This window comes from Oerskovia sp. NPDC060338, assembly GCF_042726295.1.
GTDB lineage: Bacteria > Actinomycetota > Actinomycetes > Actinomycetales > Cellulomonadaceae > Oerskovia > Oerskovia merdavium.
In genome coordinates, this window is record NZ_JBHXCQ010000002.1 from 47000 (window position 1) to 71334 (window position 24335).

The following is a 24335-nucleotide window of genomic DNA, read 5'->3' on the forward strand; positions in this document are numbered from 1 at the left end:
GGCGCGGGGGGCCGGGGCCGCGGCCGGCGCCCCCGCCGCCCCCGGCGCCCCCCTGAGCTCCCTCCCCCCCCCCGGGCCCCCCGCCTTCGGCCCCAAACACCCCTCCCCCCCCCACGGCCAGGGAGTCGCTCTCGTCCCAGGACCTAGCGCTCCGCGGCCGGCGCGTGCATCTCGACGCTGATCTGGCTCGCGTCGAGCACCTTGAGCGTCTCGTCCATGGCCCCCGAGCTGTAGGTGCCGTGGTCGCGCACGTGCAGCAGTTCCTCGCGCTGCGCGGCCAGCACCGCGAGCCGCAGCTCTCGGTACTGCCGGTGCTGCTCGTCGGCCTCGGTGGCCTCGCGGTCCACGAGGTCGTCGTGGGCGATCTCCTGCCGCACCCGCTCGATCGTCTCCGGTGCGTAGGGGGTCCCGTCGGGGCGGACGAGCCCCGGTGCGTCGATGACCTCGGAGGCCACCCGCGACAGCTCGCCCAGGAGTGCGAGCCGCTCGTCGCTCTCGGTCGAGGCGTCGACCGTCAGGTCGAGCTTGCGGACGACCCACGGGAGGGTCCCGCCCTGGACGAGCAGCGTCCCTGCCGCGACGAAGAACGCGATGAGGATGAGCAGCGCGCGGTGCGGGGTACCGCTCGGGAGCGACTGCGCCGCGGCCAGCGTGACGACGCCGCGCATGCCCGCCCACACGAGCAGCACTCCCTCGCGGCGACCGAGCGGCTCCTGCGCCAGGTAGTCGATGTCCGCGATACGGCGCGTGAGGAAGGTCTGGACCCGGGCCATCCGCGACCGGAACCGCGGGTCGTCGGCCGCGAGCGGCTCGGCGCCCGGCCCGGGTCGCGCCGAGGACAGGCCTCCCGGCCCACCCAGGCCGGGGACCATCGTGCCGTGGGGTCCGCCGCCCGGCCCGCCGGTGGCACCACCGACCCCGCGCCCACCCGGTCCGCCACGCGCCCGTCGCGCGCGCCATCCCTTGCCCTGGCCACGGTCCTCGATCGAGGGCAGCTCGCCGCGCTCGAGCTTCTCGGTCACGGCCGAGAGCTTCTCGCGGACCTCGGGGTTGCGCCGGTTGGAGCGCTTCATGAGCCACAGCAGCACCGCGACGAACACCGACCGCAGCGCGATCACCACGACCGCCGCCATGAGCGCGAGCCCCGCGGCCATCCACAGGCTGCCGTGCTCCTCGCGGACCTCCTCGACGAGCCCGAACACCTCGAGCCCCATGAGCAGGAAGACCCCGCTCTCGAGCAGGAGCTCGACGGTCCGCCAGTTGGCCTTCTCGGCGATCCGGTCCTGCGGGCTCAGGTGCTTGGGTGCGCCGAGCCCGGTGACGATGCCGGCCGTGACGACCGCGACCAGGCCCGAGGCGCCCAGGTGCTCCGACGGCAGGAACGCGATGAACGGGACGACGAACGAGATGGCCGTGTTGGACGTCGCCTCACGCACGCGCGAGCGCAGCCACAGGTTGGCCTTGCCGACGACGAACCCGATCGCGACCGCGACGGCGACCGCGTAGACGAAGTCGCCCGCGACCTGCCCGACCGAGACGGTGGCGGCCGTGGCCGCGATGGCCGAGCGCAGCAGCACCAGGGCGGACGCGTCGTTGAGCAGGCTCTCGCCCTCGAGCACCGTCACGATGCGCGGCGAGACCCCGGCCTTCTTGACGATCGAGGTCGCGACCGCGTCGGTGGGGCTGATGATCGCCCCGAGCGCGATGCCCGTCGCGAGCCCGATCCCCGGGATGAACAGGTGGAACAGGAAGCCCAGGACAACGGCGCTGATGACCACGAGGACCACCGAGAGGCCGCTGATCGCCTTGAGATCTCGCCGGAAGTCCATGGCGGGCATGCTGACCGACGCCGAGTAGAGCAGCGGTGGCAGCACCCCGGCCAGGATCCACTCGGGGTCGACCTCGACGGCCGAGACCGCGGGCAGGAACGACACCGCGACGCCCAGCAGCACGAGGATCAGCGGGGCGGCGACCCCCAGGCGCGGCGCGAGGGCGGTCACGCCGACCACCGCCAGGACGCCGGCGATCAGGTAGGGGGCGAACTCCATGGGCTTCTCGTCTCGCTCGGGGAATTACTTCCTATCAGACGAAGCTTCTTCGGCCGTCACCGCTACGCGTCGCGCGAAACCCACTCGGCGGCCTGGTCGCGCGCGGTGCGCAGCATCGCCGTGGCCTCGTCCTGGTTGACGCGGGCCAGCGCGAGGGCGCCCAGCAGCAGCGAGAGCAGCATGCGTGCCCGCTGCGCGACGACCTCGTCCGCGAGCGCCGGGGTCGCGGCGCGCAGGGCCCCGGAGAGGGCGTCGGTGAGCTCGGCCCGGTAGGCGTCGACCACGGCGCGCAGCGCCTCGTCGTGCCCGGCGGGGCCGGTCGCGCAGTCGACCAGGAGGCAGCCGCGCCGCGGGGAGTCCGCGGGAAGCTGCCCGACGGCGGTGGCCAGGCCGTCGAAGTAGGTCACCACGGCGGCACCCGCCTCGGGCGGCGCGGCGCTCCCCTGGGCCGCCGTGACGAGGACGCGCAGACGGGGGCGGATGACGGCGTCGAGGTAGTCGTCAACGGCGGCGTCGAAGAGCCCGCGCTTGGATCCGAACGCGTGATAGAGGCTCGACCGGTTCAGCCCGGTGGCGCGCTCGAGGTCGGGGAGAGATGCTCCCTCCAGGCCCTGGTCCCAGAACACGTCCCGGGCAGCCTGCACCACCGTGGTGGTGTCGAACGACTGCGACCTGCCCACGTGAACCACCTCACTTTCCGCGCCTCGTATTGCACCGACCGGTACACAACTGTACCGTCGATTATTGGACCGAGCAGTTCACAATACCGTTTCCGTCGGCAGCGGCAGGCACGAGAGCCCGCCCCCTCACCCTGAAGGACACCTCCCATGACCGCGACCGCACTGGTCTTCGCCGGGCTCGCCGCACTGATCCACGTCTACATCTTCGTGCTCGAGTCGGTGTCCTGGACGTCCCCCCGGACCCGTGCGACGTTCGGGACCACCGAGCAGGAGGCGCAGGCCACCAAGGAGCTCGCGTTCAACCAGGGCTTCTACAACCTGTTCCTCGCGGTCATCACCGCGATCGGGATCGTCGTGCTCGCGGCCGGGCACACCGGCGTCGGCGCGGCCCTCGTGCTGAGCGCGACCGGGTCGATGGTCCTCGCCGGGCTCGTGCTGATCGTGTCGTCGCCCGCCAAGGCGCGGGCCGCGCTCGTCCAGCTCGTCCCGCCCGCGATCGCGGTCGTGCTCCTCGTGATCGCCCTGGTGTCCTGACCGCGAGCAGGCCTGCGCACGCCGACCACCCCACCCCAGCCCCACCGCCCGCCGCACCGGCCCACCCGGCCGGGCTGCGCCGTCGGGCACGCCCTCCAGAACCACGACCGAAGGACCGAGAGACCCTCATGACCTCCTCCACGCAGATCCAGCTCGTCGCCCGCCCCACCGGCTGGCCCACGCACGACGACTTCCGCACCGTCCAGGTCGAGCTCCCCGAGCTCGCCCCCGGCCAGGTGCGCGTCCGGAACGAGTTCGTGTCGGTCGACCCGTACATGCGCGGGCGCATGAACGACGTGAAGTCGTACACCCCTCCCTACGCGCTGGGCGAGACGATGACGGGCGGCGCCGTCGGGCGGGTCGAGGCCTCGACGGCCGCGGGCTTCGCGGTCGGCGACGTCGTGCTGCACCAGCTCGGGTGGCGCGACGTGGCCCAGGGAGACGCCGCCGCCTTCCGTGTGGTCCCCGAGATCCCGGGCGTCCCGCTGTCCGCCTACCTGGGCATCCTGGGCATGACGGGGCTCACGGCCTACGTCGGGCTGCTCGAGATCGCGGGCCTGCGCGAGGGCGACACCGTGTTCGTCTCCGGTGCGGCCGGGGCCGTGGGGACGGCCGCGGGCCAGATCGCGCGCCTCAAGGGCGCGGGCCGCGTCGTCGGGTCGGCCGGCACTCCCGAGAAGGTTGCGCTCCTGACCGAGCGCTACGGCTACGACGCGGCGTTCAGCTACAAGGACGGGCCGGTCGCCGACCAGCTCGCCGTGGCCGCGCCCGACGGGATCGACCTGTACTTCGACGACGTCGGCGGCGAGCACCTCGAGGCCGCGCTGGGCGCGTTCAACGACTTCGGCCGCGCGGCCCTGTGCGGTGCGATCTCGCAGTACAACGAGACCGGGCCCGCGGTGGGCCCGCGGAACATGAGCAACATGGTGACCCGCAGCCTCATGCTCAAGGGCTTCACTATCGGCAACCACCTCGAGCACTTCCCGGCGTTCTCGCGCGACATGGGCGCCTGGCTCCAGGCGGGCGACGTCGTGTTCGACGAGACCGTGGTCGACGGGATCGAGAGCTCCGTCGACGCCTTCCTCGACCTCATGCGCGGCGCGAACACGGGCAAGATGGTCGTGCGCGTCTGAGGTCTCCGACCGGCCTCGCGCCGGTCCGGCCCGGGGCCGCGCCTAGAACGCCACCGAGTGCGTCCTGAGCGCGGCCTCGTCGCGTGCGGGCGGGGCACCCGCCGGCCCGCCGCTCCCCCGGCTCTCCTGCCCGACGGCGTCACACGCCCCGGCCGGGCGCGTCACCCCGCGCTGGTCGAGGATCGGGCGCACGCCCTCGGCGAACCAGTGCGCTTCCTCGAGGTGCGGGTAGCCCGAGAGCACGAACTCGTCGAAGCCCGCCTCGTGGTACTCGTGCACGAGGTCGGCAACCTCCTCGTGGCTGCCCACGAGCGACGTCCCGGCACCGCCGCGCACGAGCCCCACCCCTGCCCACAGGCCAGGGTGCACCTCGAGCGAACGCGTGCGGCCGTCGAAGCGTTCGCCGTTGAGCGCGGCCATACGGCGCTGGCCCGTCGAGGACGACGAGCGGAACTGGGCCTGCGCGGCCGCGACCTGCTCGGGCGACCACGCGTCGAGGAACTTCTCGGTGACCCCCCACGCCTCGGCCGACGAGTCGCGGCTGATGGTGTGCAGCCGGATGCCGAACCGCAGGGTCCGCCCGCGCTCGGCCGCGAGCTCGCGCACCCGGTCGATCTTGGCCTTGGCCTGGGCGGGCGGTTCTCCCCACGTGAGATAGACGTCGGCGTGCTCGGCCGCGACGGGCAGCGCGGCGTCCGAGGACCCGCCGAAGTAGATGGGCGGCGCCGGGTCGGGCGGCACGGGGACCCGGCCGTCACGGATGCGGTAGTGCTGCCCGTCGAGGTCGAGCGGCTCGCCCGAGAACAGCCCGCGCACCACCGCCAGGAACTCGGCCGTGCGCGCGTAGCGCTCGTCGTGCTCGAGCCAGTCGCCGAACCTGCGCTGCTCGCTCTCGTCCCCGCCGGTCACGACGTTGAGACGCACACGCCCGCCCGAGAACCGCTGGAGCGTCGCGGCCATCTGCGCGGCGAGCGTCGGAGACACCAGCCCAGGACGGAACGCGACGAGGAAGTGCAGCCGCTGCGTCTCGCGCAGCAACGCCGCGGTGGTCAGCCAGGCGTCCTCGCACCAGGTGCCGGTCGGGGTCAGGACGGCCTCGTAGCCCAGGCGGTCGGCCGCGCGCGCCACGTCGGTGAGGTAGTCGAGTGTCGGGGCCCGGAAGGCCTGCGCCGTGCCGGGGGTCGTCGCGGCGTGCGAGGACCCGACGACGGTGCGCCCGTCCCCCGACGTCGGCAGGAACCAGTGGATCGCCGCGGTCATGTCTCCTCCGTCCGGCGCGGCCCGTCCGGCAGCCCGTCCTCGCGGGCCCGGCGGGCCGTTCGGTCGAGGAGGTCGCGGGTCGCGCGCGTCGGCGGACCGTAGGCCGGGAGAAGGGGGCGGTCAAGCAGATCGTGGAACCTCTCGCGGGCTGGGACGAGGGGTGCGCTCGCCCAGGAACGCGAAGGCCACGATCGCGACTCCGACGTAGAGCGGCACGAGCAGCAGGACGTCAGGGCTCGCGAGGTCGACCTCGACCCCCGTACCGCGCGCCGAGAGCACGACCCGGTTGACCGTGAGGAAGGCCAGGTGCGCGCCGACGCACGTCCACACGCTCCCGGTCCGGCTCGCCTCGCGCGCGTAGGCGAGCATGAGACCGAACACCACGAGCAGCATGGCGTACGAGACCGGCTCCTCCCCCGGCGGGACGACGCCCCACGGGAACGGCTCGACGCCCAGCAGGCGCGTGAGCCCGGCGCCCACGACGACCGACGTCGAGGCCGCCGCGAGGAACAGGGCCGTCGTGACCAGGATGGCGACCCACCGCGCATACCGGGACCGGAGCGTCGTGAGCACGTAACCGCGGAGCGAGATCTCCTCCGGCACGGCCTCGTAGAGCAGCGCGATCAACGCGTTGGTCACGAGGAACAGCAGCAGGTCTCCGGCCGCGACCGCGCGCCACGTCACCCAACCCGCCGCGGTCGCTCCGCCCAGGACGACCAGGGCCGCAGCCAGGACGACGCCGAACCCCAGCACCGCCGTCCGGACCGCGGTGAGCGGGCCGACCAACCCGATGCCGCGCAGCGGACGGCCGTCGACCCGGCGGCGCAGGACCAGGATCGTCGGGACGACCAGCACCGTCACGAGCAGCGCGGGGGCGAGGCGGGCGAGGAACCCGTCGAGTCCCCAGAGCTCCGCCGCCGCGATGCCGAGCGCGACCGAGGCACCGAGCCCGAGGCCCATGACGACGGCGCCGAGCACCGCGCGCGCGAGCGCGGACGGGAGCGGCGGTTCGGCCGAGACGGGCGAGGTCCGCAGGGCGGCCGACGGGGGCTCTCGGCGGCCCGGCGCACGAGGCGTGGCGCGTGCGGCCACCGGGGGCGCGGCATCGGCCGGTCGGGAGGTCCTCGTGCTGGGCGTGGTGGGATCCGCGTCGTCGGGGGCCATCGGTCCATCCTGCCGTCGGGCCGGCGCGCCACGCCAGGGTCCCGCCTCAGGTACGTCGTGCGCTCCTCCCCCGCAGGAGGGAGAGATGGTCCGTCGCGGGCCGGTGCCGCGTGGCGCCGGGACCCGCAAGAATCGTCCGCATGGTCATCGCCGCCCGGGCCCCCGGGTCCACCACCCCGCCGCCACCCTCCGCCACCGACGGCGAGCCCGGACGCTCATGGGAGACCGGAGCCAGTCCCGGGAGCGAGCGTGCGGACTGGCGGCCCTGGGTCTTCCCCGGCGTGCTCGCGCTGCTCGTGGGGCTGTTCACGCTCTACACCCCGATGTACTCGTCCTACGGGGCCACGGGGCTCTGGGGCGATGACCTGACCACCCTGACGAACATGAGTCCCGTCGTGTACCTGGGGATCCTCAGCGCGATCGTCGGGGTCCTCGTCTCCCGCCGTGCGACAGCCCTGGCCTGCCTGCTCGCCGGGTGGCCCTTCCTGGTCGTCCCCGTCATCGGGATGTTCGTCTGGTCGTGGTGGCTCGCCCTCCTCGCGATCGCGGTGGCCACCGCCTACGACGGCATCCGGCGGGCCGCCCTGCCGCTCGGGCTGACGCTGCTCGTCGCGGCGGGATACTGCGCATTCCCGGTCGTGGCGCTCCTCCCGGTCGGACCCGTGACCGCCGGCCCCGATCGCGGGGACACCGCGATCGTCTTGGTCCTGTATGCGGCAGCCAGCATCGCGGCCGTCGCGATCAGCGCCGCAGCCGGCACGAGCAACCGCGCAGCGCTCCGCGCCGCCGCCGCCGACCGCGCCTCCGAGCACGCCCTCGGCGTCGAGACCGTCGCGGTCGAGCGGGCCAGGATCGCTCACGACCTGCACGACGTCGTCGCGCACCACATCTCGCTCGTCGCCGTCCGCGCGGAGTCGGCACCGTACGTGCACCCGTCGATCGACGCCGAGTCGAGGGTCGTGCTCGCGGAGATCGCCGACGACGCCCGGCACGCGCTGGGCGAGCTGCGCCAGGTGCTCGCGGTGCTCCAACGCACCGAGGGTGCCGACCGGTCCCCTCAACCCGGAGCCGCGGACGTCGTGACGCTCGTGGACGCCGCCCGCTCGGCCGGGCAGCAGGTGAGGGTCGTCGGTGACGTGCCGGTGCTGCCGTCGGCGCAGGGGCTCGTCCTCTATCGCGCGGTCCAGGAGTCGCTCACGAACGCGCGACGCCACGCCCCGGGGCAACCGGTGACGCTGACGCTCGGGACGGGAGCGGCGCCGTCGGGCACGGATCAGTTGTCAGAACTGAGCCGGGCCATACCTCGGGCCACTTCTGACGACGAATCCCCGCTGGCGGGCTCCCACCAACCCACCGGTGCGTCCGACCCCGCAGCCGACGCCGCTCCCCCTGAGCCCGACAGCACCCCCGGCACCCGCGGCCCCTCGGAGACCCTGACCGCCCGCATCTCCAACCCTCTGGTCCCCCGCACCTCCCCCGCCGCCCCGGGCCGCGGGCTGCTTGGGATGCGCGAGCGCGTCGAGTCGATCGGTGGCTCGCTCACCGCAGGCGAGGTGGACGGCTCGTTCGTCGTCGAGCTGACGCTCCCCGCGGACGGGCCGGCGCCTGCGCCGGCCCCGGAGCACGCGGAGACCCACCTGCGCTACTCCGCGGGCGATCCCCTGGACGTCCACCTCCTCGACGTCCCGGACGGGACCGACGCATGACCCGCGTCGTGGTCGCCGACGACCAGCCCGTGGTCCGCTACGGCTTCGCCGCGATCCTCGACGCGGCCGACGACATCGAGGTCGTCGGCTCGGCTGGGAACGGCGCCGAGCTGCTCGACGTCGTCGCGGCCCACCGGCCCGACGTCGCGGTCGTGGACGTGCGCATGCCCGTCATGGACGGGATCGCGGCGACGGCCGAGATCTGCGCGCGCCACCCGGGCACGAGCGTCCTGATCCTCACGACGTTCGACCTCGACGAGTACGTGTTCGACGCGCTCCAGGCCGGGGCGTCAGGGTTCCTGCTCAAGGACACCCCGGCACCGCGCCTGGTCGAGGGTGTGCGTCTCGTCGCGGAGGGCTCGATGCTCCTGGGCCCGACCGTCACCCGCCGCCTGGTGGGCGACTTCGCGCAGCGCACTACCCGGGCCGCCCCAGGGATCGAGAACCTCACGGTCCGCGAGCGCGAGGTGCTGCTCACGGTCGCCCGCGGGCTGTCGAACGCGGAGATCGGTGCTGAACTGTTCATCACCGAGCAGACCGTGAAGTCGCACGTCTCGGAGGTGCTGCGCAAGCTCGCGTGCCGCGACCGGGTGCAGCTCGTGATCGCAGCGTACGAGTCGGGGCTGGTCGGGCTCTCGGAACGCGCCTGACCTTTGCGCTGCACGGGCCCGCGCCCTGGTGCGGGGGACGGCCCGCGCGGATACTGGCCGGATGCGCCGCGTGTCCCCGAGCAGGTCGCGGGTCGCCGTCCTCGCGGGCGGCGGTCTGCTCCTCGGCGCACTGAGCGGGTGCGTCGCGGGCAACCCGCCGCCCCCGTCCGCCACCTCGGTCGGGGCGCCCGCGCCCTCGGGGGGCAGCACCGCACCGACCCCCACCCCCTCGAAGCGCTCGCCCCCGGCGCCGCAGGTGCCTCCCGAGCCGGCCACCGCCTCACCGGAACCCGGTGCGCCGGTGTTCAGCGCCGCCGTCGGGCCGGTCACCCCCGAGCTCGCAGAGCGCATGACGCCCTCCTCATGGCGCGAGGGCTGTCCCGTCGGGCTCGCGGACCTGCGCTACGTGACGCTGACCCACCGGACGTTCGAGGGCGGTGTCGCGACGGGCGAGCTCGTCGTGCACGCCGACGTCGCGGACGGGCTCGTCGGGGTGTTCCACGACCTGTTCGACGCGGGCTACCCGATCCGGTCGATGCGGCTCGTCGACGACTTCGGGGGCGACGACGACGCCTCGATGGCTGCCGACAACACCTCGGCGTTCAACTGCCGCCCGGTCGCGGGCACGGACCGGTGGTCCGAGCACGCGTACGGCCGCGCCCTGGACCTCAACCCGGTCGAGAACCCGTGGGTCTCGGGCGACGCGGTCGAGCCGCCTGCAGGAGCCGAGTTCGCGTCGCGCCCTGCGGTCGCAGGCGTGATCGCGCCCGACGACGCCACGGTCCGCGCGTTTCTGGCCGCCGGGTGGCAGTGGGGCGGGTACTGGACCGGGCCGGTCGACCATCAGCACTTCTCGACGACCGGGACATGACGTCCTCACGGGCACTCGATCGTCCCTGCGCCCGGACCGTGCAGAAGGCCGGCCGCCCGACGATGCACGCACATCGGCAGATGGATCTTACGATGAGCCGTGAGTTCCGACTGGTTCGACCTGGCCACCCAGGGCACCGAGAGCGGTGAGCTGGCCCGGTCGATCGACTGGTCCGCCACCTCGATCGGCGCGCCCGACACCTGGCCCAAGACCCTGCGCGCCGCCGTGCGGCTGTGCTTCAGCACGCGCTTCCCCATCTTCATCGCCTGGGGCCCCGAGCTCCTGATGATCTACAACGACGGCTACCGTCCCATGCTCGGCGAGGACAAGCACCCGTCCGCGATGGGCTCGCCGGCGAGCATCGTGTGGGCCGAGATCTGGCCCGACATCGAGCCGTTGTTCGACTCGGTCCTCGCCACGGGCATCCCCACGTGGTCCAAGGACCAGCCCCTCCTCATGAACCGCTCGGGGTACGACGAGGAGACGGCCTTCACGTTCTCCTACAGCCCGCTGCGCGACGAGGAGGGCACGATCTGCGGCGTCATGGACGTCGCGACCGAGACCACCGACCACGTGGTCGACGCCCGGCGCCTCCAGACCCTCGGCACGCTGACCGCTGCGCTCCAGCGGCTGCAGGGCGACGTGGACGAGCTCGCGGCCGCGACGGTGGCCGTGCTCGGACGCAGCCAGGACGTGACCCGCGCAGACCTCTACCTGGACAGCTCGGCCGGGCTCGTGCCCTTCGCCTCGACGCACGAGCGGCACGACGAGTCGGTCCCACCGCACGTCCTGCGCGAGGTCGCCGACCGGCGCCGGCTCGACCACGTCGGCAGTGCTCTGGTCGCTCCCCTCGCGGCGACGCGCGACCGGGTCGCCGCGGGCGTGATCGTCCTCGAGGGCAACCCGCACCGGCCCGACGACGACGCCCAGCGCTCGTTCCTCCAGCTCGTGGCATCCGCGGTGGGCACGGCGCTGAGCAGCACGCTCGCCCAGATCCGCCAGGTCGACGAGCTGCGCACGGTCGCCAACGCGCTCCAGGACGCGATGCTCCCCGACGACCCGACTGCCCCCGGCTGGCACACCCGCTACCGCCCGGCAGATGACAGCCTGCTCATCGGTGGCGACTGGTACGACGTCGTCGACCTGTCGGACGGGCGGTTCGGCCTGGTCGTCGGCGACTGCGTGGGCAAGGGCCTGCGTGCTGCCGCCGTCATGGGTCAGCTCCGCAGCGCGAGCCGCGCCCTGCTCCTCGAGAACCTCGGTCCGGCCGCGACGCTCGAGGGCCTGGACCGCTTCGCCCGGACGCTGCCCGGGGCCGAGCTCGCGACCGTCCTGTGCGCGATCGTCGACGAGAACGCCCGGACCATCACCTACTCGGCCGCAGGTCACCTGCCGCCGCTCGTCGTCAACAAGGCCGAGACGTGCTGGCTCAACGACGGTCGGGGAACGCCACTCGCGCTCACCATACTTCCTCGCCAGGAGGCCACCGCGGAGCTCGACAGCGGTGACGCCGTGATCCTCTACACCGACGGGCTGGTCGAGCGTCGCGGCGAGCACCTGTCGGAGGGCCTGCGGCGGCTCGCGGACGTCGCGCTCGCGATCCGCGAGGAGCGCCCCGCGGCCGACCTCCCGGACGCGCTGCTCGCCGAGCTCCTCTCCGGCGGCGCGCGCGACGACGTCGCGCTGCTCCTCTACGAGGTCCCCTGACGCCGCAGCTGCGCGAGCCGCACGCGCGTCTCAGGCCAGGCCGGCGTCGTGCACGCAGATCGCGACCTGCACGCGGTTCTCGGCCCCGAGCTTGTCGAGCACCCGCCCCACGTGGGTCTTGACGGTCGCGACGCTCAGGAACAGCGCCGCGGCGATGTCCGCGTTGGACAGCCCGGACCCGATCGCGACCGCGACCTCCCGCTCACGCTCGGTCAGGCGCGACAGGCGCTCGCGCGCGGAGGCCGCGCGGTCGTCGGCCGGCGCCCGCGCGACCGCGGCGATGAGCTGCTGCGTGACCGACGGCGACAGCATCGAGCGCCCCTCGGCGACGAGGCGGACCGCCGCGACCAGCTCGGCAGGCGGGGTGTCCTTGAGCAGGAACCCGGCCGCGCCCAGCCGGAGCGCGGACAGCACCATGTCGTCAGCGTCGAACGTCGTGAGCACGATGACCTTGAGCCCCGGGTCCGCAGCGCGCGCGATCTCCAGGGCCGCGAGGCCGTCGCGGCGCGGCATCCGGATGTCCATGAGGACGACGTCGGGCCGGGCGCGCGCGATCTCCGTGACGGCCGCGACGCCGTCGGCGGCCTCGCCCACGATCTCGATCGACCGGTCGCCGCCCAGGATGAGGCGCAGCCCGGCCCGGACCAGGGTCTCGTCGTCGACCAGGACGACCCGCAGGGGTACCAGATCGGGGCCCTCGGGGTTCACGTCCACGGGAGCCACGCTCTCACGACGAAGGACCCGGCCCCGTCGGGCGCGGCACGGAGCTCGCCGCCCGTGAGGCGGGCGCGCTCGGCGAGCCCGGTCAGTCCCAGGCCCGACGGCGGCGCACCCGACGTGCGCGAGGCGGCGCCGTCGTCGGGCACGCGGATCGTGACGAGCGGGTTGGTGACCCGCAGGAGGAGCCCCTCCCCCGGCACCCCCGAGATCTCGACGCGCACGGGCGCTGCGGGCGCGTGCTTGCGCGCGTTCGTGAGCGACTCCTGGAGGATCCGGTACGCGCTCCGGCTCACCTGCTCCGGCAGGCCCGGGAGCTGCTCGCTCGTCGCGGTGGCGACCTCGCACTCGACGTCCGCGTCGCCACCACCGAGACCGCGGACCTCGTCGAGCAGGTCGGGCAGGGAGTCGAGCGTCGGCTGAGGGCGCTCGGGCATTCCCGCCGGGACGTCGGTCTCGCGCAGGACCCCGAGGACCTCGCGCAGCTCGGTCATCGCGAGGTGCGCGTTGTCCTGGATCACGGCCGCCGCCGCGGACGTCTCCTCCCGCGTGAGGTCCGTGCGGTACGCGAGCGCCCCGGAGTGCATCGCGACGAGCGAGATGCGGTGCGCCAGGACGTCGTGCATCTCGCGGGCGATGCGCGTGCGCTCGGTCGTCCGCGCCTGGTCGAGCCTCGCGGCCTGCTCACGCTCGGCCGTCTCGGCACGCTCGCGCAGCGAGACCAGGAGGTCGCGACGGTTGCCGATCGAGACACCGATCGCCACGAGCAGACCGTAGACGAGCACCGAGAGCACCGCGAGGACGGCACCCCACCACGGGAGGTCGAGCGTCGGGTGCAGAGCCTCGAACGCCAGGGTCGACGCCATCCACACGACCCCGACCGCGCTGATCTCCTGCCAGCGGCGACGGGTCGCGAGCGAGACCAGGACGATGCAGACCGCGCCGAGCGCGAAGCCCGAGAACCCGGACAGTGCCGCGAGGATCAAGGCGATCGTGAGGGGGGCGTGCCGGCTGAAGGGCATCAGGGCGATCGCCACCACGCCCAGGAAGAGGTCGAGCAGCACGACGAGCCCCTGACGGGCGGTGGGCTCGACCGGCACGTCCGAGAGCATGAGCCCGAAGGTCAGGAACCCCACGCCGAGCGCGACGGCCAGGCGCCAGAGGGTGCCCCAGGTGGAGCGGGGGACGTACGTGTCGGTCGGCATGCCGCGAGACTATGCGCGCGGCATGCCGGGGCACATCGGCAGTCGGGACGACCCTGCGTCAGACCAAAGGATCAGCCCTGAGCGGGCGGCCCTTGCGGTGAGTGCGGAGTTCTTGCGCGACACGCCGGGCGTTTCGCGCAAGAGCTCCGCACTCGGCGCGCGATCGTCAGCTCTCGCCGTTCGCCGCACGGTAGGCGGTCAGGACGGCCTTGGGCAGGCGGCCCTTGGGGCTCACGGTGTGGCCGTTCGCGAGTGCCCACGCGCGGATCGCCGCGGTCGTCTCGCCCGGCAGCAGGTAGGCGGTGCTCCTGGGCGCCGCAGCGGTGGCGGGCGCCGGCTCGGCAGCGGGCTTCGCCTCGGGGACCTCAGCCTCGGCAATGGGCTTCGCCTCGGCGACCTCAGCCTCGGGCTCGGCGACCTGCTCGGGCGACTCGGGCGACTCGGGCGACTCGGGCGACTCGGGCGACTCGGGCGCAGTCTCAGGCTCTGCGGCAGCAGCCTCTTCGACCACGTCGACCTCGGCCACCACGACGGCATTGTCGGCCTCGGTGGCCTCGCTGGGCTCCACCTCGGCGACGGGCTCGTCGATCGGCGCAGCGGGCGCGGACTCATCGACCGGCGCGGCCGACTTGTCGGCCTCGGGCTCGACGAGAACGTCGGCCGCTGCGGGCTTCGCCTCGTCGACCGGCGCGGCCGCTGCGGGCTTCGCCTCCTCGACCTCGACGGCCGCAACCGGCTCGGCAGGCTCGGCCGCGACGTCGGTGGTCGGCTCGACCGGCTTCACCGGCTCGGCCTCGGCGACCTCGGCAACCTCGGCAACCTCGGCAACCTCGACGACAGCCTCTGCCTTCGGGGCTTCCTCTCGCTCGAGGACCGCGATGGCGACCGGCGTCGCCGCGGGCTCGGCGACCGCAGCGGGAGCGCGCGTCTCGACAGGTGCCGGCTCGACGGCCGGTGCGTCGGGGGTCTTCTGAGCGACGTCGAACAGCGACGCGACGCTCACCACCGGTGCGTCCTCCGCCTTCTTCCGACGACCCTTGAACCAGCTCAGCAGACCCATGACGACCTCTCCGCGAACGATGCCCACACCGACCGATGTGCGCGCGTCAACTCTTTCACATCTCGGACGAAGGCCCCGCGAGCGCCCATGTCCTCCGGGCCCGGCGTCTCGACAACTCGCTCGACCCGGCCCCCCGGGTCGCGATGTACTGGATCGAGCACGCCCCGCACCGTCGATCGACCACGTCCCCCGCAACCCGCCAGGAGCCGCATGCCCCCCACCACCGCGCACCCCGCCGCCGCCGACCGCGAGCGCCTCGGCCTGCACGCGGACTGCGAGAGCTGCTTCGGGCTGTGCTGCGTGGCGCTGGCGTTCACGCGCTCGGCCGACTTCCCGATCGACAAGGACGCGGGCGACCCGTGCCGGAACCTGCGCCCCGACCACACCTGCGGGATCCACCCCGAGCTGCGCGAGCGCGGGTTCGTGGGCTGCACGGTCTACGACTGCTTCGGCGCGGGCCAGAAGATCTCGCGCTCGACCTTCGCGGGCCAGGACTGGCGCGAGCACCCCGAGGTGCGGTCGTCGATGTTCGCGCTGCTGCCCGTGCTGCGCCACGTCCACGAGCTGCTCTGGTACCTCACCGAGGCCCAGGCGCTGACTCGGGGCCACGACGACGCGCTGACCGCGCAGGTCGCTGCGGCCGTCGAGCGGGTCGACCTCCTCTCGACCGGTTCACCGGACGAGCTGCTCGCCCTCGACCTCGGCGCGCTGCGCGACAGCGTGAACCCGCTCCTGGTGCGCGCGAGCGAGGCGGCCCGTGCCCGGTCGGTGCACCAGCCGCGGGGCGAGCGAGCGGACCGCCGGGGTGCGGACCTGATCGGGCGGCGGTTGGCGGACGCGGACCTGCGGGGCGCGAGCCTGCGCGGCGCGCTGCTCGTGGGGGCCGACCTGCGGGGCGCGGACCTGCGCAGCGCCGACCTCGTCGGGGCGGACCTGCGCGGGGCGGACCTCTCGGGGGCCGACCTCACCGACGCGCTCTTCCTCACCCAGGTCCAGGTCGACGCAGCGAGGGGCGACGCGGACACGCGGCTCCCTGCGGGCCTGACGCGCCCGGCGCACTGGGGCGCACCGCGCGTGACGAGGTCGCGCTCCCGGCGCGCGTGACGGCGTCGGGCAGGACGACGGTCCGACGGCGCGGCGGCGCCCCCGGCGAGCCACCTCACCGGGGGCGCCGCTCCCGTCAGACCCGGCGTCCTCGCGTGCTGCGGACCAGCACGTAGCCTGCCGCGATCAGGAGGCTCGCGAGCAGGGCCACGGGCGCCCCGTCCGCGCCGGTCGAGGCCAGGCCACCCCCGACGGCCCGACGGCCTGACGGCGCAGCCGCGCCCTCTGCGCGCACGTCGTCACCTTCGTCAGGGAACCAGGACGAGCCGCGTGCCCGACGCGGTCCTCGCCTCCCAGGCCGCCGCGACCTCGCGCAGCGGGACCGTGACGACGTCGACCGCGGGCCGTACCTGCGGCAGCAGCGTCGCGAGCTCGGTGACCGCAGCGACCATGCCCTCGGGCGACACCGAGCCCTGACCGCTCCCGCTGACCTGCACGTTCGTCTTTCGCAGGGTCGCCGCGGGCAGCGTGATCGTGGGTCCTGCGGTCGCGCCGACGTGGACCCAGCGCACGAGGTGGGCGGGATCGGAGCGCGCACCCGTCACGGCCGCGAGCGCCAGCTCGGTCGGGGCTCCCCACACGTAGTCGACGACCACGTCGACGTCCGCGGCCTCGCGCGCGAGGCGTTCGGCGACGTCGTCGGCCGTGAGCGGCACGATCGCGTCGGCCCCCAGGCGACGCACGACCTCGAGCGAGGTGGCGTCCCGCCCCGCACCCACGACGCGGCGGGCATCCAGGTGCCGGGCGAGCTGGACGGACAGACGCCCTGCGTTGCCCGTGGCCCCCAGGACCAGGACGCTCTCGCCGGGCTGCAGGTCGGCGCGGTGCCGCAGTGCGAGCCATGCGGACATCGCGGGGTTCATGGCGGCCGCGAGCGTGACGTCGTCGAGACCGGGCGGCAGCTCGACGAGGCGCCCTTCGGGGACGGCGACGAGCTCGGCCATGCTGCCGCGCGGCGCATGGAGGCCCGCGAAGAACACCCGACGGCCGGCGTCGGTGCGGCCCACGCCGTCGAACCCGGGGACGAGCGGCAGCACGCCGTCGCTCGTGTAGTGGGTGCCGGCGGCCCCCGACCGGACGCGCGGGTGCAGGCCCGCGGCGAGGACGTGCACCAGGACCTCGCCCGGTCCGGGCACGGGGTCCGGGACTTCCGTGTACTGCGGGGGCCGGTCGAACGACGTGACGAGGGCGGCGTGCACGGTGGGTCCTCACTCTCGGGTCGTGCCGGACGGTCGGTGCCCGCCGGTCGGCGGGAGCGAGCAGGTCGCCCGTCAGACGGGCGCGGGCGGGACGAGCGGCGGAGCCGGTACCTGGCCCGTCACGACCCACTCGCCGGGGCGGTCGCGCAGCGCCTCGCCGATGGCCGCGACGACCGCCGACGTCACGTGCGGCTCGTTCGTGGGCGCGTGCCAGTAGCGGACGTGGACGGTCGTGCGAGCAGGCTCGACCGAGACGGTCAGGAACTCCGGGGCGGGCCGCTTGTGGACGCCGTGCGCCGTGCCGACCGCGTGCAGGACGGTGGTCGCGACCTCGTCGGGCAGGGCGTCGCCGAGCCGCACCTCGACCGTGGCTCGGCGCGCGCCGAGCACCGAGTGGTTGACGAGCGGTCCCGCGAGCACCGCGGCGTTGGGCAGGTGGACCTCGCGCCCGTCGACCGTGCGGATGACGACCGACCGGCCGTTGAGCTCCTTGACGACGCCCGTCCAGTCCATCGCCTCGATCTCGTCGCCCAGGCGCACGGGCATGCGGGTCTGGAGGATGATCGCGGCCCCGAAGTTGTCCGCGATCCCCCGCAGCGCGAGGACCGCGACGATCACGACGACGATCACCGCGCCGAGGATCGGTTCGGTGCGGAAGCCCAGGAACGCCAGGGCCAGCCCGATCCCCACGAGGAGCAGGAAGTAGTGCACCACGCGTGCCACGACGGCGAGGACCTGCGGCGACAGCCCCTTGGTGCGGGCGCCGATCGCGAGGATCGCCTTGCGGGACAGGCGCGACAGGATCCACGCGCCGAGCACCGCGAGCGCCGCGAACAGGACGTCCCACCCGGTGATGTCGCTGCCGGAGAACCAGCTCGTCACGGTGTCGATCACGTGGCTCCTCCCGGGCGTCGGTGCGCGGCGGCCGCCCGGGGGGTCCGGGCCCGACGGCGGCACGCGCCACGTCGATGCTCGCACCGTGGGAGGGGCTCGGCATCCGGACCGGGACCTGCGGCCCCGGTCCGCAGGGCGGAGGGTCCGACGGCAAAGATCATCCCTCCGGGGGACAACTCCCCATTGCGCAACGTCCGCCCACCACGGAGAGTGGAGAGGTGGCCCCACGCCACACCACCCCACCACCCTTGAGGGAGCCTTCTTCGTGCGTCTCGTCCGCGGTATCGCCGTCCTGTCCGTCGCCTCCGTCGGGGTCCTCGGCCTCGCCGCCTGCTCGTCCGGCACGGACGCGCCCGCCTCGTCGTCCTCCGTCTCCGCCTCGTCCGAGTCGGACAAGGCTCCTGCCGAGAAGGCCTCGTCGGACCTCACGGCCGAGAACTTCGTCCAGCGCATCACCGACGCGCAGATCGCGGCCGGCAGCGTCTCGATGGCGACCACGACCGAGGTCCAGGGCACGAGCATGGACATGACGGGCGACATCGTCTTCACGGACGGGTCGCAGAACCTCGCCATGACCATGACGGTGCCCGGCTCGGGCGAGATGCAGGTCCGGTTCGTCGACGGCATCTTCTACATGAACATGGGCGAGCTCAGCCAGAACAAGTTCGTCGCGATCGACCCTGCGGACGAGTCCAACCCCATGGCCTCGTCGTTCGAGGGCCTGACCGAGCAGATGGACCCCGCGGCGAGCGTCGAGGCGCTCGAGGGCGCGATCACGAGTGTCGAGAAGGAGGGCGAGCTGGTCGACATCGACGGCGTTAAGGCCCAGCAGTACACGGTCGTGGTCGACACGACCAAGCTCACGGGTTCGATCAAGGAGCAGGCGGACGCCGCGGGCACAGCCCTCCCCGAGACCCTGACCTACCAGTACTGGATCGACGCGGACGACCTCATGCGCAAGGTCGTCATGGACGTCATGGGCACGAGCATGGAGATGACGTTCTCCAACTGGGGTGAGGACCTCGAGGTCGTCGCCCCGTCGGCCGACGAGATCTCGACCGAGCCGCTCTTCTGATCCGAGCGTCCTCCTGAGGCCTCGGGCCTCCGACCCGACGGCGGTGCGCCGGCCTCCCCGGCCGCGCACCGCCGTCGTGCTGTCCCGTGACTCGCGCGCGTGAGCTCGCCGTTCGGGGTGCGTGGCGCCGTCGGGCCGGTCAGTCCGTGGGGCGGCGACGCATCTGCTTGGTCGTGGTGCGCTGCTTCTTCGCCGTGAGGCGTCGCTCTTGCGAGCCGCGCGTGGGACGCGTCGCCCGCCGCTGGCGCGCGGGCGGGGCGAGGCCCTCGGCGACGAGCGCCGCGAGACGGGTGCGTGCGGCCGCACGGTTGCGGAGCTGTTCGCGGTGCTCGGACGCCACCACGGTGAGGACGCCCCCGACGAGCCGCTTGTCCAGGCGTTCGAGCAGCCGCGCGCGCTGAGAATCGCTCAGGACGACCGATGCGGCGACGTCCCACGAGAGCTCGACCCGCGAGTCCGTGGTGTTGACTCCCTGTCCCCCCGGGCCCGAGGCACGCGAGAAGCGCCAGGCGAGCTCGCCCTCGGGGATCGTCAGGGCAGGGCTCACGGCGAGACCTCGGTGCGGGGTGGTGGACACGAGACCATCATCCCGGCTCGGGCGGTCCGGTCCACAGCGGACAGGAGGGGCCGGCCGCCTCGACCGCCCCTTCCGAGCGCAACTTCCTGGACGCGTGTGCCAGCCCTACGATGTGGCCCGGGTGCCACCGTCGGCCCCCACCCAGCACAAGCTAGGAGCACCATCGTGCATCTGTCCCGCGGCCTCGCCGCACTCTCGCTCGCGTCGGTCATGACCCTCACCCTCGGCGCGTGCTCGGGCGACACGGAGCCCGTCGCCAGCCCGTCCGCGAGCACCCCCGCGTCCACCCCGGACCCCACGCCGACCGAGGAGGTGTCGAACGAGCTCACGACCGAGAACGTGGTCGAACGCCTCACGGCCGCGCACCGCGCTGCGGGCAGCGTGTCGCTGTCGACGGCGGTCACGATGGACGACCTCCTGGTCGGGCTCACCGCCGACGTCGCCTTCCTCGACGGTACGCAGGACGTCCGGCTCGTGTACGACGTGCCGGACACCATCCAGATCGACGTCCGTCGGGTCGCCGCCACCTACTACGTGGGCGCGGGCGAGGCGAGCGGCAACCTGTTCAACACGATCGACATCGCCGACCCTGCGAGCGAGACCGCTCCCCTGGGACTGATCGCCGCCGCGCTCGACCCCACGCAGAGCCTCGTCTCGCTCGCGCCCGGGATCACCGGCCTCGAGAAGAGCGGTGACCCCGTGGTCGTCGACGGTGTCGAGACCCAGCCCTACGCCCTCACCGTGGACGTCACGAAGCTCGACACGGCCGCCCAGGAGATCATCGTCGGCGACGACGGCGTCCTGCCCACGACCATGACCGTCCAGCTCTGGGTCGGTGCGGACGACCTGATGCGCAAGCACGTCACGATCGTCGGTGCGCAGAACCTGGAGATCGCCTACACGGCCTGGGGAACGGCTCCTGCGGTGGTCGCGCCGGCCCCCGAGCAGGTGTCGGCAGAGCAGGTCTTCTGATCCGTCGTCCCCTCGCCCTCGCCGGTCGGCCGGGGCGAGGGGACGCACGACGCGAGCGCCGTCGTCGTCGCGCAGGGCCTCCCGCCCGACGGCGCCGCTCGCCTCAGGCGCTCGCCGCGCCCACGCGCCCCTCGGCACGGTCACGGATCCCGCGCAGCATGCGGGCGCTCATGACGAAGCTCACGGGCTGGACCGGTTCGACGATCGCGCCCGCCCACCAGCGCGTGTAGCCGTAGCGCTCGCGCACGACCAGGCGCGTGCCGCCGCCCGGTCCCGGGCGCAGCACGAAGGACCAGCTGAAGTCGTACGGCGGGGCGGACGCGCCGACCGGGACGGCACCGCGCAAGACCAGGTGATGCTCGGGGACCATCGCGGCGACGCGCAGCCCGAGGTCGGGGTGCAGCCGGACGTCGTCCCCCACCGCGAGGCGCTGCCACTGCGGGTCGATCCGGTCGGCGTTCTGGATGTCGCAGCCGACGAGGTTCTCGAGCCACTCGTAGCTGTAGAAGCCACCCCGGCCCTGACCGAGCTGGACGAGCCAGCGCCACACCTCGCGCGGTGGTGCGTCGATGCTGACCGCCCGGGTCGCGACGACCTCGGCCTGCGGGACGATCTCGTCGCCCGGGAGCACGTCGGACGGTTCGCCGTCCCTCGTCCCCCAGGTCATGGTCAGACGCCGGGTCAGGAGCAGGGCCCCGAGCACGGCCGCTGTCGCGACCGTCCTTCTGACGAGCGGTCTCATGGCGTCCTCCTCCGGTGCGGGACCTCGATCTGTCTCGATCGTCCCATCTCCGGGCGCTACCGTGGGAGCTTGTGACGAATTGCACAAGGGTGAGCGTGGAGGGCTAGGCCGACTCCCGCCGCACGATCACGGAGGGCGCGGGAGGCTCCGTGTGCGGCTCGCGCCCGAGCACGGCGCGGGCGGCACGACGACCGTGGGCCTCGGCGTCGATGCGTACCGTGGTGAGGGTCGGACGCCAGAGGGCACCGTGACGGCCCTCGTCGAACCCGATGACGGCCATGTCCTCCGGAACCCGGACCCCCAGGTCGGCGAGCGAACCGAGCACGACGAGCGCGACGTCGTCGCTGAACGCGGCGATCGCCGTCACCCCGGGATGGTGGCGACGCAAGGCGGCCAGCTCGCCTGGCGCCTCGGCCCTGTCGGCGAGCCACACCTCGGCCGGCGCGGGCAGCCCCGACGAGGCCGCAGCCTCACGGGCGTGCTCGAGGCGGATCTGCACGAAGCGCGCATCGACGCCGACGCCGGGAAGCGCGAGGGCGATCTCGCGGTGGCCCTGCGCGGCGAGATGACGGATCTGGGCGAGGCCGTGCGCTGCGAGCCCGGTGGACCATCCTCCTTCCCAGCCGGTGTCGTCACCCCCGTAGTACAGCGCGCCGAGGTCGAGGACGGCTCGGGGGGACACCGCGTCGACGATCTCGGCAGGCAGGGCCGCACCGTCGCGACGATGCGTCACGAGCAGGGTGTGATCGAGGGATCGGAGCTCGTCGTCGAGGCCGATGACGAAGCTCTCGAGACTGTGGCCCGACGGCAGACCCGCGACGTTGAGGAGCACCGTCCGCGTCGCGCCCTCCCTCAGGGCGCGCGCGATGCGGTGGGGGGTGTAGCCGAGCTGTCGCGCCGCGGCGCGGACCTTGTCCTGGGTCTCCGGCGAGATGGTCTGCCCAGGGGTCTCGTTGAGCACGAAGCTCACGGTCGCGGGCGACACGCCGCTCGCTCGGGCGACGTCCTTCAGGGTCGCTCGTGCTCGGCTCGCTCCTGGCATGAGGCCAAGCGTAGCTTGAACTAACTCGATTTAGTGGTTAGCGTGCGAAGAGGCTCGCGAGAGCACAACGAAAGCACCGAGGAGATCGTCATGAAGTCCGTCCACGTCACAGGTCCCGACACCGCCGACTGGGTAGAGGTCGAGAAGCCGGTCGCCGGCCCCCGCGACGTCCTGCTGAGGATCAGGGCGTGCGGCATCTGCGGATCCGACGCGTTCTACACGCACGTCGGAGGGATCCCGCCCCGTCAGGGCGCGACGCCGCTCGGGCACGAACCGGCGGCCGAGGTCGCCGAGATCGGCGCCGAGGTGACCGGGATCGAGGTCGGCGACCACGTGGTGATCGACACGACCGCCTTCGTGGACGGGCTGCTGGGATCCGGGGGCGAGCAAGGAGCACTCTCCGAGTACGTCGTCGTGAAGGAGTTCGCACCGGGCAAGCAGCTCAAGGTCGTCCCGAAGCACGTCCCGTGGCACGTCGCTGCCCTGAACGAGCCCATGGCCGTCGCGTACCACGCCGTCAACCAGACGCAGCCGCAGCCCGGGGACAAGGTCGTCATCTTCGGCGCCGGACCGATCGGCCTCGGTGCGCTGCTCGGCTACCGGCGCCGCGGGGCGAGCCACGTCGTCGTGGTCGACATCGTCCCCTCACGCCTGGAGAAGGCGCTCCAGATCGGCGCCGACGCGGTCATCAACTCGGCCGAGGAAGACGTCGCCGCGCGCCTGGTGGAGCTCCACGGCGACGGCGCGAGCGGGCTCGTCCGAGGCGTCCGTGCCGGGACCGACATCTTCCTGGACGCAGCCGGCGTCCCCTCGGTCGTGCAGACGATCGTCGGGCTCGTCAAGCAGGGCGCGACGCTCGGGATCGTCGCGGTGCACAAGAAGCCGGTCGAGCTCGACTTCCCGAGCCTGCTGGCGACCGAGCTCACCATCGTCTGGTCCGTCGCCTACCCGACGGAGATCTTCGAGGTGACCGACGACATCGTCGAGAACTGGGAGAAGTACGCACTCATCGTCAGCGACACGCTCCCGTTCGAGGACGCGCTCGACGCACTCGAGCTCGCGAGGACTCCGGGAGCGGCCGACAAGGTGGTCGTCACCTTCGACTGAACGCGAGCGGGCCTGCTCAGACCACCCGGCCGAACGCGAGGAAGTGGGGGCTCGCGGAGATCATGGCCGGGTCGGTCTCGAGCAGGCGGGCCGCCCGGATCGCGGACCCGAGCAGCAGCTCGGCCTGGTCGAGCGGCAGGTTGTCGAGCGCGGGCGCGCTGGGCCCCTCGACCCCGTAGACCGTGACCTCCCCGAGGCCCGCGTCCGCGAGCTCTCCCGCGAGCTCCTCGGGGTGGTGGAAGTACGCGGTCGTGAAGCTCGAGCGCGGGTCGTGCAGGCCGGTCTCGAGGGCCCTGCGCAGCGAGGGCTCGTTCTCGGCGGAGACCTCCCCCAGGGCCGCGAGCTCGAGCAGGCCCGCGTAGCGGCTGATGGCCGCCGCGACCACGAGGCCCCCGGGCCGCGCGACGCGCGCCGCCTCCCGCAGCGCGAGCGCCCGGTCGGGGCCCTCGGTCAGGTGGTAGAGCGGGCCGAGCAGGAGCACGACGTCGGCCGACGCGTCGGCGAAGGGCAGCGCCCGCGCGTCGCCGACCTGCGCCCGGACTCCCGGGATCTCGCCCGCCTGGGCCACGTGCGAGGGCACGGGGTCGATCAGATCGACCGTGTGGCCGACCTCGACGAGCCAGCGCGCGTGCACGCCCGTGGCCCCACCGACGTCGACGACGCGCGCCGGGGCCACCGGGAAGAACCGCTCGAGGAGCTCGCGCGTGCGCAGCAGCTCGAGGCGTCCGTGGGCCGTGCGGTGGAGCCGCGCGTCCTCCTGGTAGCGGTCGGAGTAGAAGTCGAGGATCGCGGGGTCCAGCGCGGGGTGGGTCACGCGGTCATCCTCGCGGGGAGCACCGACGCTGTCCAGGGTCCCCGGGCCCCGGTCTTCGCCGACACGCACCGGCA

General features: G+C 73.4%; 24 protein-coding genes. 10 read left to right on the forward strand and 14 right to left on the reverse strand.

Annotated elements, in window-relative coordinates; genetic code table 11:
- Positions 1–143 precede the first annotated feature (143 nt).
- Together ACFWGN_RS02245 and ACFWGN_RS02250 are read right to left on the reverse strand one after the other, a co-directional pair.
- The gene (locus tag ACFWGN_RS02245) at positions 144–2048 is read right to left on the reverse strand and encodes a cation:proton antiporter (protein WP_377615499.1); all 1905 of its coding nucleotides are present in this window, start codon (positions 2046–2048) and stop codon (positions 144–146) included.
- Between the two features lie 62 nt (positions 2049–2110).
- On the reverse strand, positions 2111–2728 hold the full coding sequence (locus tag ACFWGN_RS02250) for a TetR/AcrR family transcriptional regulator (protein ID WP_377615500.1): 618 nt from the start codon (positions 2726–2728) through the stop codon (positions 2111–2113).
- Between the two features lie 147 nt (positions 2729–2875).
- Between ACFWGN_RS02250 and ACFWGN_RS02255 the strand changes: the two genes are divergently transcribed.
- Together ACFWGN_RS02255 and ACFWGN_RS02260 are read left to right on the forward strand one after the other, a co-directional pair.
- Positions 2876–3262, forward strand: a complete 387-nt coding sequence (locus ACFWGN_RS02255) for a DUF1304 domain-containing protein (protein ID WP_377615501.1) — start codon at positions 2876–2878, stop codon at positions 3260–3262.
- A gap of 128 nt (positions 3263–3390) precedes the next feature.
- Positions 3391–4395: an NADP-dependent oxidoreductase gene (locus ACFWGN_RS02260; RefSeq protein WP_377615502.1), complete on the forward strand. Its 1005-nt coding sequence runs from the start codon at positions 3391–3393 to the stop codon at positions 4393–4395.
- Positions 4396–4437: 42 nt separating this feature from the next.
- Here ACFWGN_RS02260 and ACFWGN_RS02265 read toward each other — a convergent pair whose 3' ends face one another.
- Both ACFWGN_RS02265 and ACFWGN_RS02270 read right to left on the reverse strand, forming a co-directional pair.
- Positions 4438–5655 carry an LLM class flavin-dependent oxidoreductase gene (locus ACFWGN_RS02265; RefSeq protein WP_377615503.1) on the reverse strand — a complete coding sequence of 406 codons (1218 nt, stop codon included), beginning with the start codon at positions 5653–5655 and terminating at the stop codon, positions 4438–4440.
- A 120-nt stretch (positions 5656–5775) separates the two neighbouring features.
- Complete coding sequence (locus ACFWGN_RS02270; RefSeq protein WP_377615504.1) at positions 5776–6819, reverse strand: CPBP family intramembrane glutamic endopeptidase; 1044 nt, start codon at positions 6817–6819, stop codon at positions 5776–5778.
- Between the two features lie 140 nt (positions 6820–6959).
- Here ACFWGN_RS02270 and ACFWGN_RS02275 point away from each other — a divergent pair, with 140 nt between their 5' ends.
- The 4 genes from ACFWGN_RS02275 to ACFWGN_RS02290 all read left to right on the forward strand — a co-directional run bounded on the left by ACFWGN_RS02275 (position 6960) and on the right by ACFWGN_RS02290 (position 11753).
- Positions 6960–8525 carry a sensor histidine kinase gene (locus ACFWGN_RS02275; protein ID WP_377615505.1) on the forward strand — a complete coding sequence of 522 codons (1566 nt, stop codon included), beginning with the start codon at positions 6960–6962 and terminating at the stop codon, positions 8523–8525.
- Complete coding sequence (locus ACFWGN_RS02280; RefSeq protein ID WP_377615506.1) at positions 8522–9175, forward strand: response regulator; 654 nt, start codon at positions 8522–8524, stop codon at positions 9173–9175. Before ACFWGN_RS02275 ends, ACFWGN_RS02280 begins: the two co-directional genes overlap by 4 nt.
- Positions 9176–9236: 61 nt before the next feature.
- Entirely contained in the window at positions 9237–10046 is an 810-nt protein-coding gene (locus tag ACFWGN_RS02285) for a M15 family metallopeptidase (RefSeq protein WP_377615507.1), read from the forward strand.
- 99 nt (positions 10047–10145) lie between these two features.
- The gene (locus tag ACFWGN_RS02290) at positions 10146–11753 is read left to right on the forward strand and encodes a PP2C family protein-serine/threonine phosphatase (protein WP_191801640.1); all 1608 of its coding nucleotides are present in this window, start codon (positions 10146–10148) and stop codon (positions 11751–11753) included.
- Positions 11754–11783: 30 nt separating this feature from the next.
- Here ACFWGN_RS02290 and ACFWGN_RS02295 read toward each other — a convergent pair whose 3' ends face one another.
- The 3 genes from ACFWGN_RS02295 to ACFWGN_RS02305 all read right to left on the reverse strand — a co-directional run bounded on the left by ACFWGN_RS02295 (position 11784) and on the right by ACFWGN_RS02305 (position 14762).
- Positions 11784–12467 (reverse strand): response regulator, encoded by a 684-nt coding sequence (locus ACFWGN_RS02295; protein WP_377615508.1) that lies wholly within the window; start codon positions 12465–12467, stop codon positions 11784–11786.
- Positions 12458–13675, reverse strand: coding sequence for a sensor histidine kinase (locus ACFWGN_RS02300; protein WP_377615509.1), 1218 nt, complete (start codon positions 13673–13675; stop codon positions 12458–12460). The genes ACFWGN_RS02295 and ACFWGN_RS02300 overlap by 10 nt, the downstream gene beginning before the upstream one ends.
- A 166-nt stretch (positions 13676–13841) precedes the next feature.
- A complete protein-coding gene (locus ACFWGN_RS02305; RefSeq protein ID WP_377615510.1) occupies positions 13842–14762 on the reverse strand; it encodes a histone-like nucleoid-structuring protein Lsr2 in 921 nt (306 codons plus the stop codon).
- A 183-nt stretch (positions 14763–14945) separates the two neighbouring features.
- Between ACFWGN_RS02305 and ACFWGN_RS02310 the strand changes: the two genes are divergently transcribed.
- Positions 14946–15839, forward strand: a complete 894-nt coding sequence (locus ACFWGN_RS02310) for a pentapeptide repeat-containing protein (protein ID WP_377615511.1) — start codon at positions 14946–14948, stop codon at positions 15837–15839.
- Between the two features lie 76 nt (positions 15840–15915).
- Here ACFWGN_RS02310 and ACFWGN_RS02315 read toward each other — a convergent pair whose 3' ends face one another.
- From ACFWGN_RS02315 to ACFWGN_RS02325, 3 genes are all read right to left on the reverse strand, one after another.
- Positions 15916–16074, reverse strand: coding sequence for a hypothetical protein (locus ACFWGN_RS02315; RefSeq protein ID WP_377615512.1), 159 nt, complete (start codon positions 16072–16074; stop codon positions 15916–15918).
- A 13-nt stretch (positions 16075–16087) separates the two neighbouring features.
- Positions 16088–17038 carry a zinc-binding alcohol dehydrogenase family protein gene (locus ACFWGN_RS02320; RefSeq protein ID WP_377615513.1) on the reverse strand — a complete coding sequence of 317 codons (951 nt, stop codon included), beginning with the start codon at positions 17036–17038 and terminating at the stop codon, positions 16088–16090.
- 72 nt (positions 17039–17110) lie between these two features.
- Positions 17111–17932, reverse strand: coding sequence for a mechanosensitive ion channel family protein (locus tag ACFWGN_RS02325; protein WP_377615514.1), 822 nt, complete (start codon positions 17930–17932; stop codon positions 17111–17113).
- 265 nt (positions 17933–18197) lie between these two features.
- Here ACFWGN_RS02325 and ACFWGN_RS02330 point away from each other — a divergent pair, with 265 nt between their 5' ends.
- The gene (locus tag ACFWGN_RS02330; RefSeq protein ID WP_377615515.1) at positions 18198–19007 is read left to right on the forward strand and encodes an LppX_LprAFG lipoprotein; all 810 of its coding nucleotides are present in this window, start codon (positions 18198–18200) and stop codon (positions 19005–19007) included.
- A 139-nt stretch (positions 19008–19146) separates the two neighbouring features.
- Here ACFWGN_RS02330 and arfB read toward each other — a convergent pair whose 3' ends face one another.
- The gene (gene arfB, locus ACFWGN_RS02335; RefSeq protein ID WP_377615516.1) at positions 19147–19584 is read right to left on the reverse strand and encodes an alternative ribosome rescue aminoacyl-tRNA hydrolase ArfB; all 438 of its coding nucleotides are present in this window, start codon (positions 19582–19584) and stop codon (positions 19147–19149) included.
- Between the two features lie 165 nt (positions 19585–19749).
- On the opposite strand from arfB, the gene ACFWGN_RS02340 reads away from it, so the two are divergent.
- Positions 19750–20556: a hypothetical protein gene (locus tag ACFWGN_RS02340; RefSeq protein ID WP_377615517.1), complete on the forward strand. Its 807-nt coding sequence runs from the start codon at positions 19750–19752 to the stop codon at positions 20554–20556.
- 103 nt (positions 20557–20659) lie between these two features.
- On the opposite strand, the gene ACFWGN_RS02345 is transcribed toward ACFWGN_RS02340, so the two are convergent.
- Together ACFWGN_RS02345 and ACFWGN_RS02350 are read right to left on the reverse strand one after the other, a co-directional pair.
- Positions 20660–21298, reverse strand: coding sequence for an SRPBCC family protein (locus tag ACFWGN_RS02345; protein WP_377615518.1), 639 nt, complete (start codon positions 21296–21298; stop codon positions 20660–20662).
- 103 nt (positions 21299–21401) lie between these two features.
- Positions 21402–22340, reverse strand: coding sequence for a LacI family DNA-binding transcriptional regulator (locus ACFWGN_RS02350; protein WP_377615519.1), 939 nt, complete (start codon positions 22338–22340; stop codon positions 21402–21404).
- 90 nt (positions 22341–22430) lie between these two features.
- Between ACFWGN_RS02350 and ACFWGN_RS02355 the strand changes: the two genes are divergently transcribed.
- Positions 22431–23447, forward strand: coding sequence for a zinc-binding dehydrogenase (locus ACFWGN_RS02355; protein WP_377615520.1), 1017 nt, complete (start codon positions 22431–22433; stop codon positions 23445–23447).
- 16 nt (positions 23448–23463) lie between these two features.
- Here ACFWGN_RS02355 and ACFWGN_RS02360 read toward each other — a convergent pair whose 3' ends face one another.
- Complete coding sequence (locus ACFWGN_RS02360) at positions 23464–24261, reverse strand: class I SAM-dependent methyltransferase (RefSeq protein WP_377615521.1); 798 nt, start codon at positions 24259–24261, stop codon at positions 23464–23466.
- Positions 24262–24335 lie beyond the last annotated feature (74 nt).